The organism is Peribacillus saganii, from assembly GCF_003429095.1.
Lineage (GTDB): Bacteria > Bacillota > Bacilli > Bacillales > DSM-1321 > Peribacillus > Peribacillus saganii.
This window is the reverse complement of record NZ_QVTE01000030.1, coordinates 29,396-45,141: the sequence shown is the minus strand read 5'-3', so window position 1 is coordinate 45,141 and position 15,746 is coordinate 29,396. Positions and strand designations below refer to the sequence as shown.

13 protein-coding genes and 1 riboswitch are annotated in these 15,746 nt (G+C 40.5%); of the genes, 4 read left to right on the top strand and 9 right to left on the bottom strand.

All coding sequences use genetic code 11. The features are described 5' to 3' along the window. Positions 1–159: 159 nt before the first annotated feature. The 4 genes from D0469_RS10620 to rlmD form a co-directional block, all read right to left on the bottom strand. Positions 160–2,136: a methyl-accepting chemotaxis protein gene (locus D0469_RS10620; RefSeq protein ID WP_117326724.1), complete on the bottom strand. Its 1,977-nt coding sequence runs from the start codon at positions 2,134–2,136 to the stop codon at positions 160–162. A gap of 112 nt (positions 2,137–2,248) precedes the next feature. Further along, a riboswitch (cyclic di-GMP riboswitch) is annotated at positions 2,249–2,333 on the bottom strand. Between the two features lie 497 nt (positions 2,334–2,830). Next, the gene (locus tag D0469_RS10615; RefSeq protein WP_117326723.1) at positions 2,831–3,658 is read right to left on the bottom strand and encodes a methyl-accepting chemotaxis protein; all 828 of its coding nucleotides are present in this window, start codon (positions 3,656–3,658) and stop codon (positions 2,831–2,833) included. Between the two features lie 948 nt (positions 3,659–4,606). Beyond that, positions 4,607–5,581: a tRNA dihydrouridine synthase gene (locus tag D0469_RS10605; RefSeq protein WP_117326722.1), complete on the bottom strand. Its 975-nt coding sequence runs from the start codon at positions 5,579–5,581 to the stop codon at positions 4,607–4,609. Between the two features lie 381 nt (positions 5,582–5,962). Then, on the bottom strand, positions 5,963–7,342 hold the full coding sequence (gene rlmD / locus D0469_RS10600) for a 23S rRNA (uracil(1939)-C(5))-methyltransferase RlmD (RefSeq protein WP_117326721.1): 1,380 nt from the start codon (positions 7,340–7,342) through the stop codon (positions 5,963–5,965). 199 nt (positions 7,343–7,541) lie between these two features. Between rlmD and D0469_RS10595 the strand changes: the two genes are divergently transcribed. Continuing rightward, the gene (locus D0469_RS10595; RefSeq protein ID WP_117326720.1) at positions 7,542–7,757 is read left to right on the top strand and encodes a methionine aminopeptidase; all 216 of its coding nucleotides are present in this window, start codon (positions 7,542–7,544) and stop codon (positions 7,755–7,757) included. 298 nt (positions 7,758–8,055) lie between these two features. Here D0469_RS10595 and D0469_RS10590 read toward each other — a convergent pair whose 3' ends face one another. The 4 genes from D0469_RS10590 to D0469_RS10575 form a co-directional block, all read right to left on the bottom strand. Continuing rightward, a complete protein-coding gene (locus tag D0469_RS10590) occupies positions 8,056–8,316 on the bottom strand; it encodes an alpha/beta fold hydrolase (RefSeq protein ID WP_117326719.1) in 261 nt (86 codons plus the stop codon). After that, positions 8,313–8,771, bottom strand: a complete 459-nt coding sequence (locus D0469_RS10585; RefSeq protein WP_158553419.1) for an alpha/beta fold hydrolase — start codon at positions 8,769–8,771, stop codon at positions 8,313–8,315. Before D0469_RS10585 ends, D0469_RS10590 begins: the two co-directional genes overlap by 4 nt. A 15-nt stretch (positions 8,772–8,786) precedes the next feature. Then, entirely contained in the window at positions 8,787–9,341 is a 555-nt protein-coding gene (locus D0469_RS10580) for a GNAT family N-acetyltransferase (RefSeq protein ID WP_158553417.1), read from the bottom strand. An 81-nt stretch (positions 9,342–9,422) separates the two neighbouring features. Then, positions 9,423–10,349: a diacylglycerol kinase gene (locus D0469_RS10575; protein ID WP_117326716.1), complete on the bottom strand. Its 927-nt coding sequence runs from the start codon at positions 10,347–10,349 to the stop codon at positions 9,423–9,425. A gap of 401 nt (positions 10,350–10,750) precedes the next feature. On the opposite strand from D0469_RS10575, the gene D0469_RS10570 reads away from it, so the two are divergent. The 3 genes from D0469_RS10570 (at position 10,751) to D0469_RS10560 (ending at position 14,187) form a co-directional block, all read left to right on the top strand. Further along, positions 10,751–12,049, top strand: coding sequence for an ABC transporter substrate-binding protein (locus tag D0469_RS10570; RefSeq protein ID WP_117326715.1), 1,299 nt, complete (start codon positions 10,751–10,753; stop codon positions 12,047–12,049). Positions 12,050–12,304: 255 nt separating this feature from the next. After that, a complete protein-coding gene (locus D0469_RS10565; protein WP_407675738.1) occupies positions 12,305–13,318 on the top strand; it encodes a carbohydrate ABC transporter permease in 1,014 nt (337 codons plus the stop codon). Then, the gene (locus D0469_RS10560) at positions 13,315–14,187 is read left to right on the top strand and encodes a carbohydrate ABC transporter permease (RefSeq protein ID WP_117326714.1); all 873 of its coding nucleotides are present in this window, start codon (positions 13,315–13,317) and stop codon (positions 14,185–14,187) included. Before D0469_RS10565 ends, D0469_RS10560 begins: the two co-directional genes overlap by 4 nt. A 117-nt stretch (positions 14,188–14,304) precedes the next feature. On the opposite strand, the gene gatB is transcribed toward D0469_RS10560, so the two are convergent. Then, entirely contained in the window at positions 14,305–15,735 is a 1,431-nt protein-coding gene (gatB, locus tag D0469_RS10555; protein WP_117326713.1) for an Asp-tRNA(Asn)/Glu-tRNA(Gln) amidotransferase subunit GatB, read from the bottom strand. Positions 15,736–15,746 lie beyond the last annotated feature (11 nt).

Sequence of the window (15,746 nt, the reverse complement as noted above, 5' to 3'; positions counted from 1 at the left end):
CACCGGAGCAGAAAGGAAATCTGTTCTACTCCTTGTCTTTTTGCCTACCGATTAACAAGCATTTTGTTCATGTTTGATTATCGCAGTATTAAATGATTCAGTCCGTTTCAGGTACTATTCACCACATTGTGCAATTCAATAGTGATTATCTTTTTTTACTTATATCTTGAATCGTTTCAATAAATCACTCAATTCTTCAGCGAATTGTGCAGTTTTTTCAATGGAAGATGTAATATCCTGTATAGAAAATAACTGCTCTTCTGCAGAAGATGCGACCTCACGAATATATGTAGTTGATTCTATAGATTTCTGTGAATTTTCATTGATTACTCGTTCCACATCTTCTACCTTAGAAAGCAGGTTCTCAATTTCTATAAATATCTTATCTACTTCATTCGAAGATTCTTTAGATGAATGATACACACCTTGTAAACTTCCGGTTACATCCTTTAATTTTGACATACCATTGCCAAATCGGCCTGTTCCAGATTCCATCTCCACAACCGCATTAGAAGTTTCCGCTTGTATCTCATCAATAAGCTCGGAAATTTGTTTAGCCGATTGAGCAGATTCCTCCGCTAACTTTTTCACTTCGTTCGCGACAACAGCAAATCCTTTTCCATGCTCGCCAGCTCTAGCTGCCTCAATAGAAGCATTTAATGAAAGTAAATTGGTTTGTTCTGAGATTTTAGTAATCATTTCAACGATATTGCCAATTTCAGATGAACGATTTCCTAATTTCCTTACAATCTCGGATGAATTTCGGACAGAGTCCTGTATTTGAGACATTTGAGTTAACAATGAAATAACTTCCTCGTTCGCTTTCTTAACTTCTTTGTAAGAATTCTTTGTTTTCTCGGAGACTAATAATGAATGATCTTTAATCTCTGCTACACTTTCCATAATCAGATTAATGGATTCTAAATTCTTTTTATTTCCATTTTCTTGTTCCGTAGATATTCCAGCTGCAACTTGAACATTCTTTGTAACCACACCAGATAATTGAACCATTTCCTCAGCATGTTCTGATAGGACTGAAGTGTTTTCTGTAACAACTTCTCCTTTATGAAGAATATCACCAATTAAATTCTGCAAACTATCCAGTAATGAATTAAAGCTTGCTGCTAATTTCCCAACTTCATCTTGTCTCTTAATATTTAATCTTTGAGTTAAATCGCCCTCGTTATTTGCTAATTCTTCTATTTTATCAGTAACTTCTTTTATTGGTTTTAACGATCTGAAATTAATAATATAACTGATAATTGCACTTACCAGAATAACCACAACTGTAATGATAACAAAGTAATTTAATAGGGAGTTTGCATCTGCAAAAGCTTCACTGGTTGGAACGGAAATCATAATGCCCCAATCCATTTCTTTTGCTTTACTAAAAAATATTAAACTGTCTTCGCCATTAAAATTTGTTTCGATTACGCCTGTTTTACCACTGATACTTTTTACAACCAATTGATCTAAATCACTATTTTTATAATCTGAAATTTTCTTATTAAGAGTATCCTCTTTATTTTGACCTGCAACAATCGTGCCATCGTTCGTAAAGACGGTGACATAGCCACTATCTCCTAATTTTATGTTAGTGATGATATTTATTAGACTTTCGATTGGGCTGCCACTTGATGCCACTCCGACAACTTTTCCGCTATCGCCATATACGGGCGATGAAGATAGTACGATTGGTGTTCCATTTAACCCCGGGGATGCCGAAGGAACGGGATTATATGTTTTAGTAAGTTTTTCCATACCGCCTTTATAGTGTTCATAATGACTAGCCGGAATTGTATTTCCGCCCAAATATAGAAATCCATCAGCACTCATAAAGCCGAAAGCATCCGGATTATCCATTCTTTTTGCTATTCTGGCATTTAAAGCGTCTGCTTTATTAAAATTGCTCATTTTTAATTCATCCGCTTCAGCTATGTATTCCATTGTTTCTTGTTTACCTTTTATCCATATATCTATATTCGCTTTTACTGATTCAAGTTCACTATATGCTTGATCTTGAAATCTTTCATATAGAAAGTCTTTTGCTTTCATATATCCAAATGCAGAAATACTTATCATGGATATTGTAATTAGTAAACTGATAACGATCGTGTTTTTAACAACTAACTTCATTACGCCACTCTCCAAATATGCTTGTATAGCTTCTTATTCAACCGTAAATAATTAAAAAAAGTTAAAAAAACCACCCCAAAAAGGTGGATTTATAAAAAATAAAGCCATCTTATTAGGTAACCCAGCTGCCATAACATTTCTGCCTTAGGCCTGTGGCTTTGCGTCCCCACCTTTCAATAGGTTTGCCATTTTCTTAAGAATAAATAAATTCAAATATATAAATTTATTAATTAAGCGTATATTCAAATGAGTAAAATATGTTCTTTAGAAATAAGGCCCCTCACCTTCAATTATTTTAATACTACCGCTACCCAGAGTATTCTTTGTAAAGTACATCTGGACAGTGTTTGCTCAACTTGGTCACATCGCCTTTTTACCTGTTACTTTATTACCATTAAATTTACATATTCAAAATTAATCGGGGCATAGTTACTTTGCAAAATTGAAAAAGAGTTCCTTCATTTTCTTATAGACTTTATTTTCGGATAAAAATATAACAGTTTTCCGTTGAAATACTTCCAATCTGATGCTTATATAGAACGTCCATACACTTATGTTAAATGCGTCAACCCCTAACATCTAAAATTTGCTGCTGCATTTGATCTTCAAGCCCAATAGTCTTCCGATTTCCTCTAGTACTATTTCAAATTTGTTAAAAAGGACAGCAAGGCTTATGCTGACCTTGTTGAAAACTTTACTTTTCGTTTAACAGACCACTCATGAAACTATCAAGTGATTCACTTAGTTGGTTTAACTCCTCTGTCAGTTTAGTGAAGGTTTCGGCATTTGAACTTAATTCAGCTGAAGATTTTTCAATATCCCCGATACTGTGCGTTACTGCCGTTATTTGCTCTTTCATATCAGCCAAGAAGGTCCCGATTTGTTTAGAAGCTTCCCCTGTATTGCTTGATAATTTTCTTATTTCTGATGCAACAACGGAAAAGGTCTTCCCGTGTTCGCCTGCTCTTGCTGCCTCTATGGAAGCGTTTAGCCCGAGCAAATTGGACTGCTGGGCAACATTATCTATAAAAGAAATAACCTTATTCACTTCTTCAGTGTGCTTCATTGTAATTTCCGAAGAGGCTGAAATTTCTTCAATCGTAGCGGAGAGTTCCTCTGCGTGGGCTGTGATGGTATTGGTCTGTTCCCCAATTGTACCTGAAATATGATTTAGGTTAGCAATAATATCTTTTAGAATATATTCTTTCTCCAAACTAATTCCAAAACCTAAAGACCCAATCCAATTATTCTTTGCGTCAAACAAAGGATAACCAACCCCTTTAAATGGTGTGCCATACTCGGGAGGCGTTAAAATTTCCACTCGGTTCAACGTCTTTTTAATTTGGCCGAATAGATCATAATCCAAAAAGGGTTGTCCATATTCTATCCCTGGATCTAAGTTCTTACCCGGTGATGCATAGATGTATTTCTCTGTATCAGTAATCGCTACGATAAAATCCTCATCTTTTAATATCTTTGTAAGTATTGGCGCAATGGCCAGAGCTTGATCTAAGCTATTCATTTCCCGACACTCCTTGATGCAGTATAAAAGTACTATATGTAATATCGTCAAACATGCTTAATAATTAATAATGTAATAAAACTTTATATTTTAGACTAATTAATGTAAAACAAATTAAATGAACAATTCGAACTTCAAAAAGCATCTATATAGGTGGTTTGAGAAAATGTCATAAAAAAGCACTTTTCAACCTACATCTAGGGCTGGCTAAAAAGTCCATTTAAGAGAAAAATGAACCCAAATTAAAAACTCAAGAATGTTGATTTAACAGCATTCTTGGGTTTTGCTTTTATAAAGATTTCGGCTGAAATACCACTTTCCGGTTAAGCTTTCAACTTATCCTATCCTGCACCGGTTGAATACATAAACTCAAATAGTGCTTTTTCAAAAGTAGTCTCACATGGTTCACGTAATAATTCAATTTCCTCTTCTGTTAAGAATGGGGAATCATACTTTCTTGCTTAGGCTCTATTTATGATAGATACTGGAATAGTTGTAACATAATTCTTATCTTAAGCCCATTTAAACAACGATTTTATAAAACGTATCGAGGGAAAATAGTAGTTAAAAATAAGTCAAATGTATTGTTTTACATTAGCAATATAAAAGCTCACGCATCATAGCATGAGCTCATTAGGTTATGGTAATTATTTGGGTTTGAGTCAGGGGTTAGGCGCTCCCAGTTATTTGCATCAACAGGATATGTTGACACTAGACACTCCACGTGTCTGGACCGAATTTGACAAAACAAGAGATGTTGGTGATTTTACAAAAAAATAACGGAACCAGAATCACCTGATTCCGTTACCTAGCGTACAAAGTAAAAATTGGAGGGAATGTTCAATACCGCCTTTACACCAGCCAATTAACTGCTTAGTATAAACTCTAACTTCTGGGGGGCACACCAGTTTAACTTCTAATTCACTTTTACCTTGAATTGGGATAGTTCTACTGTTCCTCCATTCCATCAAGATGCTTTGACTCAAAGTTATCAAGCAAAGCACGCACTTCATCTGTTGACTCTGTGTTCATTAATTGATTTCTTAATTCACTCGCCCCTCGAAATCCTTTGACATATATCTTAAAAAAGCGATGAAGAGCCTTGAACGAACGCAGCGAATATTTATCATGAAGATCCAGATGCAGCCTTAAGAGATCAAGCAATTCCTTACTGCTATGATCTTTCGGCTCCTTTTCAAAGGCAAATGGATTACTGAAAATACCACGCCCAATCATAACCCCATCGACACCATATTGATCAACGAGCTTCAAGCCAGTTTGGCGGTCAAGAATATCCCCATTAATCGTCAAAAGTGTATCTGGTGCCACCTGGTCACGAAGTTTCTTAATCTCCGGGATCAGCTCCCAATGAGCATCTACTTTGCTCATTTCCTCTCTGGTACGCAGATGAATGGATAGATTAGCAATGTCTTGTTTCAATATGTGTGTCAGCCAGTCACGCCATTCGTCTATCTCAGTATAACCAAGCCTTGTCTTTACACTTACGGGCAATCCTCCTGCTTTTGCTGCTTGTATTAATTCTGCTGCAACTTCTGGACGACGGATAAGGCCGCTTCCCTTCCCATGCTGTGCTACATTCGGTACAGGACAGCCCATATTGATATCCACACCCCGAAACCCAAGTTCGGCCATACCAATACTCATTTGCCGAAAGTTTTCAGGCTTATCCCCCCATATATGGGCTACAATTGGCTGCTCATCCTCTGTAAAAGTCAAACGCCCGCGCACACTCTGGATTCCCTGTGGATGACAATAACTCTCACTGTTTGTAAACTCTGTAAAAAACACATCAGGTCTGGCTGCTTCACTCACTACATGGCGAAAAACAACATCCGTCACATCTTCCATTGGTGCCAGTATAAAAAAAGGTCGTGGTAAATCACGCCAAAAATTATCTTCCATATTTAAATCCTCTCATTTATGAGATAAACCAGGTCAAACCCTTATCCCAAAATTAAAAAGCAAATGTCCCTGCTTCTTTTACACTTATACCATGCTAAAGCACTTTTTATCAAACTGATTGGAATATTTATTTTTATTAGTTATTGTTTATTTTACCTTCAAGATCTCTGTACTACCAAAATAAATTCCTGCTAAATTCTTCCTCACCAACCAGCATTCCACTTTTCGTGTTAAAAATAAAGTTTTGCTAAAAAAGACTGAAAAGAAATTTGTAAAAACACTGGATTGAAAAGGTTTAACAGGAAAAAGACCCCTAAATCGCCAATTAACGAAAGCAGGGCCGGACTGGCAAATGTTTATTTTAACGAGCAAGTGTATTTTTTAGTTAGACTTCTTCAATTCCAAAACCGTCACGACTTCCACATGTGTCGTCATCGGAAACATATCTACCGGCTGTACTTCGATCGTTCGATATCCGCCATCTTCTAATATTCGCAGGTCTCGTGCCAGTGTCGCAGGGTTACACGATACGTATACAACCTTCTTGGGTTTCATTTCAATTATGGTATTGAGCAGAGCTTCATCGCACCCTTTACGCGGCGGATCAACGACCAATACGTCTGCGTTGTTTCCGGCCTTGTACCACTCTGGTATAACCGTTTCCGCTGCTCCTGCTGCAAATTCTGCATTGCGGATATCATTGAGTTCTGCGTTCCGTTTTGCATCCTCTATTGCTTCCGGAACAATCTCCACTCCGAACACTTTTTTCGCTTTTTGAGCCAGGAACAAAGATATCGTTCCAATCCCGCAATACGCATCAATCACAGACTCTTCTCCCGTCAGCCCTGCGTATTCAAGCGCTTTGTCATACAGCACCTTTGTTTGTACCGGATTGACTTGGTAGAAAGATAACGCTGAGATAGCGAATTTAACGTCGCCGATATAATCATAGATGACTTCACTGCCCCAAAGCACTTTTGTTTTTTCTCCCATTATAACGTTGGTGCGCTTGGAGTTTATGTTATGGATAATGGATTTAACCTTGGGCAGACGGACAGTTATTTCCTCAACCAGCTGATGCTTTTGTGGCAGGTCGGCTGTGCGGGTGACCAGTACCACCATCAGCTCTCCTGTTTGCTGCCCATAACGGGCCATGATATGGCGGAGCACTCCTTTATGGGATTCTTCATGATAAGCCGGTATCTCAAGTTCAGTGCAGATTTCCTTCACCGTTTGGATAGCCTCATTAACCTCCGGAAGCTGAATGACACTTTCATTTGTATCAACGATTTCGTGGCTTCGTGGTTTGAAGAAGCCGGCGATCAGTTTACCGTCTTTTTCACCTACAGGTACCTGAGCCTTGTTACGGTATTTCCATGGGTTGTCCATACCCAAAATTGGATGTACCTTTACATCTTCCAGCTTTCCGATGCGGGCTAGCACTTCCCGCACCTGTTTTTCTTTATAAGCCAGCTGCCCTTCGTAGCTGATGTGTTGCAGCTGGCAGCCGCCGAATTTATGTGCTTCCTCCGTTGGTACATCGATCCGGTAATCACTTTTTTCATATAGTTCCATTAAACGGCCGAAGCCATAGCCTTTATTGACCTTGGTAATCTTAACTTGACCCTTTTCTCCCGGCAGTGCATTGGGCACGAAAACAGGGTAGCCGTCAATTTTGGCCACACCTGCGCCATCATGAGTCAGGTCTTCAAACATTACATCTATATAATCATTTTTTGCTATCGGAGCGGTCTTTTTCATTGTCATTCATCCTTTTCTGTACATAACCTATAGTAAGAGGTTTGCTTGGCAAAGACTGTAAGTATTCTATCATAAAATACAGCAGAGGGACAAAGCACTAAGACAAGCCATCTTGATTCAATTAAAAATTTCCATTTTATGCATAAAAAATAATGAACTATCGCATGTTAAGAACAAAACACACTTTGAGGTGAGTAACATGGGGTTGTTTGACGCCATTAAACAATGGAAAGCGGCAAGCGCCGAGAAAAGGATGCTGAGGATGGAGGAGCAAGGTCTGTGTCCGGATTGCAGCGGAAAAGGCTTCTATACATTTGCACCCAATGAATTCAACTATAATAATATTTACGAATGTAGTGGCTGTGAAGGCAGCGGCATGTATGCTGACTGGGTCAGTACAAATCAGCAGATATAGAAAAGCACAAGCGTTCCTGACTAAGGAACGTCGACGCCAGCACGACCTGACAGAGGAAGAACGGCTAAGGTCGCCATGTCCTCACAAAGGTAGCGACAAAAGGAACACGTTCTATGGCCCGGCACGTCGTGTAATAAATTTTTTCACGGATTGAGTCTCTGTTTTCCCGGAAAAACCCGTTGACAGAATTATGCTGGTTTAACAAGGCCAATACATCCTTTTAGTACTCCTTGTCACGAAAGCAGAACAAATACGGTTAGATGCCGTATTTTTTATTGTAATTTTATCTCCTGCCTGTCTATCTGCCGAAAAAACTCCTGAAAAGCTTGGACCATCTGCTCTGAATTAAGATTAATCTGTTATGGTCTGCTTTCTCAAAGACTCGGACTCTCGCATTTGGTACTACATCCATATATTCCATTACACCTTCTTCTGTTAGAGCGGCTCCGTCAAGGCCTCCGCGAATAACTAAAAATGGACAATTTAGTTTTTTCAAATCCTCTTTAAAGTAGATTTCCTCAGACTCAGCTTCAATTTTTTGAAGCGTTTCTTTACTCATACGTTCCAGGACAGGATTACCTCCCGGGAGAGGTAATCCTGCAAAAAAATCAGCCCAGCCTGGCCGAAGATTAGCATGGATCGCTGGATAATCTCCAATAATGACCCTCTTATCCGTTCCCTGTTTCTAATGGCATACCCAAGTGCATAGGATACACCACGCGAATAGCCAAATAATATAAAACTATCAATCACAATATTGTTGATTACCGATTCAACGTCCGATACATGGTCAGCAAGCGTGTGGCCTTCTGACGGTGCTTCGCTTTGGCCGCGACCCCTCAGCGTAATGACAACCGTCCTTCGCGGCAGCAGTTCCCGGATCATTTCTTCGTAGTCATCATCGGCTTCGGTTAATCCCGGAATGATGACAAGTGGCGTGTCTTTTTCAGACGTGCCAGTATTATCGAGATAATGGATGCGTATATCCCCGTTTTTAACCCAGCCTTGAAGCACTTCAATCCTCTCCTTTTATAAATGCTTTACCATATAATCGTAGGAATGGTGGTTGATTGTGATTACTTTACTGGATTTGTATCCCAGCCTGCTGTATAGTCTCCGCGCCCGCTCATTGTCTTTCTCTACGTTCAAGGCAATTGTAGGATAACCCTGCAGTCTGCCTTTTTCCTCTGCAGCAGCAATGAGCATCCTACCCATTCTTTTCCCCCGGTATGCTTGGGCTACACATAAAGTATCGACATAATAATCCGCTTCTTCGGCTTCTTTTCCAATACTTGCATTCTTATTCCTTAACCTTAACCTGGCAAGAATAGAGGCGTCCAGCTGATTAGCTTCACTGCCATGGTAGGCAATAACAATCCCTGCAATTTCCCCGTTTGCTTCCAGGATCATTGAGTTTCGGTAACTTAGGCGGTTCTTTTCCTGTGTAAAATACTCCCTTAGCACTTTCAGGATTTCTCGTTCCTCTTTCTCCCCTGTCAATGCTTCTGCAATATCCTTAATAGCCATTAAAATAAGTACTGCAGCAGTGTCAGCATCCTCGGGTGTTGCTTTCCGTATAATCAAACATTTTGCCCCCTTACTCATCATTGTTAATTCCCCTAAACAAGAACAAAAACCTTGTCCAGAGAACAAGGTTTTTTAAGCTTAATTTTCTTCCTTTTGATTTTCCGGGTCATCCGGCAGCTCGCCTTTTGGCACAAATACATTGAAATGACGGTATTGGTTCACGAACTCTGCCGGAGCAAGTCCGCCAAATTCACCGTCAAGGTTTAGCTGCATTTTGTCCTTAGGCATAACTTTAATTCGGTTTGCCTTGGCATAAATCACACTTGGATCATTAACATGCTCGCCTCTAACTGCCAGAGTGGCTACGCGAATGAAGTCAGCCAGGTTCGTCTTTTTCAGAATAAGCAATGTGAACATCCCATCATTTAAGGATGCATCAGGTGCCAGTTTTTCAAAGCCCCCTACTGAGTTAGTGTTCGCTACAAGAAAAAGCATGATCTCGCCTTCAAATATTTTTCCATCATATTCAACTGATACTTCCGTTGCCTTAATAGAAGGAAGCATTTCCATACCCTTTAAATAGTAAGCCAGCTGGCCCAGCATTGTTTTCAGTTTGCTCGGCACCTCATAAGTCAGCTCAGTAAGCCGCCCGCCGCCAGCTATATTAATAAAGTATTTATCGTTCATTTTCCCAATGTCAATTGGCATCGTGTGGCCAGCCGCAATGATATCAACGGCCGCTTCAATCGAACGGGGCACATGTATTGCACGCGCAAAGTCATTTGTCGTTCCAACCGGTATAATCCCAAGATTCGGCCGTTTTTCAGCCTGTGCCAGCCCATTTACCACTTCATAAATGGTCCCATCCCCGCCTGCTGCAATTACAGTCTCATACCCTCGTTCTATAGCGATCCGAGCTGCTCTAGTTGCATCACCCTCACCGGTGGTTGCGTGGCATGAAGCTTCATAGCCCGCCAATTCAAGTTTTTCCAGCACATCGGGTAAATGCCTTTTTATTGCTTCACGTCCTGAAGTCGGGTTATAAATTAATCTTGCTCGTTTCATTTCATATCATCCTACTTTTCATTTAAACCGTATTCCATAATTTACATAATATCGCATTCGGCCATTATAAAGCAAACATCCTTATATGGATGATCTATTTGCCATTTCAATTTTATTCCTATTTTTCACCGGAAGCAAATATAGAGTAGCAAATCAGAAGAAATAGTTTTAAGCCAGCCAGTTCAGGGTATTGAACACTTTTGCGGCTCTCTTTTTTATTGGTGAAAAAGCAAAGTAAGTGTTGACAAAATATTGGCTTTTTTTGTTTAAATTTTGTAAATGGTTCCATTTTATGAAGAAACTAGTATTTATTTACTAGTTTATTTGTCGAAACACTGGGTAAAAGTTAGACAGCTAGCAAAGTCGATCATTATTAATTTTTTTAGGGGGAAATTGAAAAAATGAAGAGAAATGTCAAGCTGTCATTTATTTTATTGCTTGCATTCAGTTTATTGCTTTCTGCCTGTTCTGGAGGCGGGAAAAAGGAAGCAAATGCAACTACTAAAGACGGTAAAGTGATTATCGATTTCTGGAGCTTCTGGGGTTCGGAAACCAGAAGGCCTGTTATTGAAAAGATAGTAGATGACTTCAATAAATCACAGGATGAAATTGAAGTAAAGCATACTTTCGTTCCTTGGGGCGATATTTGGACTAAGAACCTTGCAGCCGTTGCAGCCGGCAATCCAGCTGATGTTATCGTAAATGACTTGGCCAGTGTTGCTCACCGAGCTGATAATCAGCAGGCTGAGGATTTATCCAAGCTTATCAGCAAGGATTTACAGAGTAATCTTTATCCTCATTTATGGGAGCCTGTATTGTATAAGGACAAGCCTTATGCAGTGCCGTTTACTTCCGATACACGCGTTCTTTTTTACAACAAAGAGGCTTTTAAGGAAGCAGGACTTGATCCTGAAAAGCCGCCAACCACTTGGGCGGAACTTGAAGAGTACGCTAAAAAGCTTGATGTAAAAAAAGGGAAGAAGTATGACCGGATTGGTTTCTATCCTTTATGGGGCAGCTTTGGTGCAGGCAGCTGGATGTCAAATGCAGATGGCGGCAAAGGCTTTATTGAAGACGGCAAACTTGCAGTCAATACACCGAAAAAAGCAGAAGCACTAGAATGGGTTCAAGGATGGAATAAACGCATTGGCGACAAAAACGTACAGGCTTTTGAAGCGGAATTTAGCAGTGGCCAAACGAATCCTTTTGTTACTGAAAAGGTAGCTATGTGGATCGATATTGCTGGCTTCTACACACAAATCCGTGACTCAGGAAAAGAAATGGAAATTGGCGTTGCTCCAATTCCTGAACAAGAAACGGGTAGCGGTCACTGGAATGAAGGCGGAGGCTTTGCACTGGAAATTCCAAAAGGATCTAAGCACCCGAAAGAAGCAGCAAAGTTCATTGAATATATGGCCAGTGAACAAGCTCAAAAATACTGGGCTCTTAAGAATTACGATAATGTCGCAAACGTTAAAGCAGCAGAATCTGCAGCAACTGAAATGAAAGATATCGAAAAAACCGTTTACGACCAAGCGCTTGCTAACCTGAAGGATACCAAGCTCCATACAGTGCCGCTTGAGTATCCTGATTATAAAACTCGTCTAGATCCTCAGCTTGAAGCAGCCATTATAGGCAAAATGTCTGCTAAAGAAGCTCTGGAGAAGGCAGAAAAAGATATTGAGGAATTAAAGAAATGATAAGTTAAGCAGGTACGCAAATAAGGATGCCTCTGTTGATGAAAAGCCTTGTCATTCAATATCGGATGGCAAGGTTTTTTAAAAAGGTACGAAAGTATACTTTTTAACAAGAACAGATTCTTTGCTACACAGCGCCCAGCTCCGGAGGAAAGTAAAGCCCCGACGCACAGGACGTGCCTGACCTTAGTCGACGTTCCTTAGTCAGAGCGCTTGTGCTTTTCGTGTATTAATTGACTCAGAAAGGAGTAATGTATCATGCAGCAATCCATTATGGAAGAAAAGACAGGTACTGCGCCGAAGACAACCGAGAAAAAAAAGCCAGCCAAGTCCGCTGTCAGCTCCCGGCGATTCTGGCAAATCACTTCAAAAAGCAAAGCAGGCAAAATGGACAATCTTAGCGGCTACCTTTTCATTTCTCCCTGGCTGATCGGTTTATTATTTCTAACTGCAGGCCCTCTTTTATTCTCGTTATACGTCAGTTTCACCGATTACAATATTACCTCCCAAATGAACTTTGTAGGACTGGATAACTATAAACGAATGTTCACAATGGATGATTTATTTTGGACTTCTCTCTGGAATACTTTGTACTTCGTATTATTCTCCATTCCATTAACAACTGCAGGAGCCGTGTTCATTGCTGTCCTTCTTAACCAGAAAATAAAGGGGATGAAGTTTTTCCGGACCATATATTATTTGCCGGCCGTCCTTTCCGGGGTAGCTGTATACTTTCTCTGGATGCAAATGCTCAGTCCATCTACCGGATTGGTGAATACAGTCCTTGGCTGGGTTGGAATTGAAGGTCCTTCTTGGCTGTTTGATCCAGCCTGGACTAAACCCGCTCTTATTTTTATGAAACTTTGGAGTGTCGGTGGCGGAATGCTGCTCTATCTAGCGCGTCTTCAGAGTATATCAACTGCGCTGTATGAGGCGGCCGACCTCGATGGGGCCAACTCTATCCATAAATTCTTTTATATTACACTCCCGATGATTACGCCAATCATTTTCTTTGATGTCATTACAAGTACTATTTATGCCTTCCAAATTTTCCAGGAAGCTTATGTAATGACTGAGAATGGAGACGGAGGACCGGGTAACTCGCTGTTATTCTATAACCTTCATATGTGGAAAAACGCATTCGAAATGTTCGATATGGGTTATGCATCATCTATGGCCTGGTTCTTGTTCGTGTTTATCATGATCCTGACTGTATTCAACTTAAAAATCGGCAAAAAATGGGTTTACTACGAAGGCGGTGACAACAAATGATAAAAGCTGAATCAGATTTAAAATTCCATCAGACAAAGTCTTTTCAGGAACGGACAAAGAAGACAATTACTTTGGCATTTCTGCTGCTTGGCAGCATATTGCTGCTTATGCCCCTGTGGTGGATGATTTCAACTTCCTTGAAATCCCCTGAGGAAATCATGCAGCACCCGCCTACCTTTATCCCGGAAAGCTTCCGTTTTTCAAACTATATTGAAGCCTGGCAGACCGGTCCGTTTGCCCGCTGGGGTTTAAATACCCTTTTCATTGCCATAGTCACGACAATCGGCAGCGTCTTAGTCAACTCATATGTGGCTTACGGATTTGCAAAGATTCATTTTAAAGGAAGGAATACATTGTTCGTTATTGTATTAGCAACGATGCTCATTCCGAGCTTTGTCACACTCGTTCCGCAATACATGCTCTTCTCCAAATTAGGGTGGGTCAACACATATCTGCCATTGATTATACCAGCCTTTGCCGGAAGTGCATTTTATATCTTCCTGCTGCGCCAATTTATGATGACAATTCCCGATGAATACATTGAAGCAGCACGGATGGACGGCGCGAGTCATTTAAGGATTTGGTGGCATATCATGCTGCCGTTAACCAAGCCAGCTCTCATAACAGTAGCTTTGTTCTCCTTTAACGCTGCCTGGAATGACCTGCTGTCACCCTTGCTTTATCTCAATGATGAAAATCTCTACACCCTGCAGCTAGGATTACAAACCTTCAAAGGAAGCGTCCAGGTACAATGGCATTACTTAATGTCCATGTCAGTCATGATCCTTCTGCCGACTGTTATCCTATTCTTCTTTTTCCAGCGTTACTTTATGGAAGGAACAAATGTATCTTCCGGGACAAAAGGGTAATGACAGACAACTTATAGCAGCATGGACCCGCAATAGGGAATCATGCTGCTTTTTTGAAAAAATCTTATTGATAGCAAAACCCCTGTATTTCACTAATGAAATACAGGGGTTTTTATGTTACCGCTTCTGAAGTTCTTCAAGCAGTAATTTATTCACAAGTGGCGGATTGGCCTGTCCTTTTGTTGCCTTCATGATCTGGCCGACCAGGAAGCCTGTTGCCTTTGCTTTTCCGTTTTTGAAATCTTCAACTGATTGCGGGTTGTTGTCGATTGCTTCTTCAATGATTTTTCTTAGCGTTCCCTCATCAGAAATCTGGACAAGCCCTTTTTCTTTTACAATCGTTTCTGGGTCTCCCCCATTTTCAATCAGCTCTTTGAAAACTGTCTTCGCAATTTTCGAAGAAATGGTGCCATTCTCAATCAGCTTGATCATGCCGGCTAGCCCTTCAGCGGTTAGAGCTACATCATGCAGTTCCTTACCTTCCGCATTCAGATAAGCCGAAAGCTCACCCATGATCCAGTTGGAGGCCTGCTTTGCGTCTGTTCCTTTGTCAACTACTGCCTCAAAGAAATCTGCTGTTTCCTTAGTAACTGTTAAAACAGCTGCGTCATATTCCGGCAATCCAAGCTCCTCAACATAGCGCTTTTTCCTTGCATCAGGAAGCTCAGGGATTTCCGCAGTGATACGAGCCTTCCATTCTTCATCGATATGGATTACAAGAAGGTCAGGTTCCGGAAAATAGCGGTAATCATCAGAGCCTTCTTTTACACGCATAAGAAGCGTTTTGCCCGTGGATTCGTCAAATCGGCGTGTTTCCTGCTCGATTGTGCCGCCTGCACGAAGAACCTCTTCCTGGCGCTTTTCCTCATATTCCAAACCTTTACGGACAAAGTTAAAGGAGTTCAAGTTCTTCAGCTCAGTCTTAGTGCCGAATTCCTTTTGTCCAACAGGACGGATAGAGATATTCGCGTCACAGCGCAATGAGCCTTCTTCCATTTTACAATCGGAAACTCCAGTGTACTGGATGATTGATTTCAGTTTTTCAAGATACGCGTACGCTTCTTCAGGAGATGTGATATCGGGTTCCGATACAATCTCTACAAGTGGAGTTCCCTGGCGATTAAAGTCTACAAGAGAATAACCATCACCTGTATGAGTCAGCTTGCCCGCATCCTCTTCCATATGGATACGAGTAATGCCAATCTTCTTTTTCTTGCCGCCTACTTCAATTTCAATCCATCCGTTTTCACCAATAGGTTTATCAAATTGGGAAATTTGATAGGCTTTTGGATTATCCGGATAAAAGTAGTTTTTACGGTCAAACTTTGTTTCCTCGGCAATTTCACAATTAAGTGCAATCGCTGCTTTCATTGCATAATCTACCGCTTTTTTATTCATCACCGGCAAGACACCCGGGTAGCCGAGATCGATAACCGTTGTATTTGTGTTCGGTGCAGATCCAAATTGGTTTGGGCTCGAAGAGAATATTTTTGATTCTGTTTTAAGCTCAACATGGACTTCTAAACCGATTACCGTTTCATAGTTCATTTTTTTCACCC

Bases quoted from the DNA above. Each gene is read 5' to 3' on its own strand.
- D0469_RS10620 (WP_117326724.1), bottom strand. From the start codon at position 2,136: ATGAAGTTAGTTGTTAAAAACACGATCGTTATCAGTTTACTAATTACA.
- D0469_RS10615 (WP_117326723.1), bottom strand. From the start codon at position 3,658: ATGAATAGCTTAGATCAAGCTCTGGCCATTGCGCCAATACTTACAAAG.
- D0469_RS10605 (WP_117326722.1), bottom strand. From the start codon at position 5,581: ATGGAAGATAATTTTTGGCGTGATTTACCACGACCTTTTTTTATACTG.
- rlmD (WP_117326721.1), bottom strand. From the start codon at position 7,342: ATGAAAAAGACCGCTCCGATAGCAAAAAATGATTATATAGATGTAATG.
- D0469_RS10595 (WP_117326720.1), top strand. From the start codon at position 7,542: ATGGGGTTGTTTGACGCCATTAAACAATGGAAAGCGGCAAGCGCCGAG.
- D0469_RS10590 (WP_117326719.1), bottom strand. From the start codon at position 8,316: ATGAGTAAAGAAACGCTTCAAAAAATTGAAGCTGAGTCTGAGGAAATC.
- D0469_RS10575 (WP_117326716.1), bottom strand. From the start codon at position 10,349: ATGAAACGAGCAAGATTAATTTATAACCCGACTTCAGGACGTGAAGCA.
- D0469_RS10570 (WP_117326715.1), top strand. From the start codon at position 10,751: ATGAAGAGAAATGTCAAGCTGTCATTTATTTTATTGCTTGCATTCAGT.
- D0469_RS10565 (WP_407675738.1), top strand. From the start codon at position 12,305: ATGCAGCAATCCATTATGGAAGAAAAGACAGGTACTGCGCCGAAGACA.
- D0469_RS10560 (WP_117326714.1), top strand. From the start codon at position 13,315: ATGATAAAAGCTGAATCAGATTTAAAATTCCATCAGACAAAGTCTTTT.
- gatB (WP_117326713.1), bottom strand. From the start codon at position 15,735: ATGAACTATGAAACGGTAATCGGTTTAGAAGTCCATGTTGAGCTTAAA.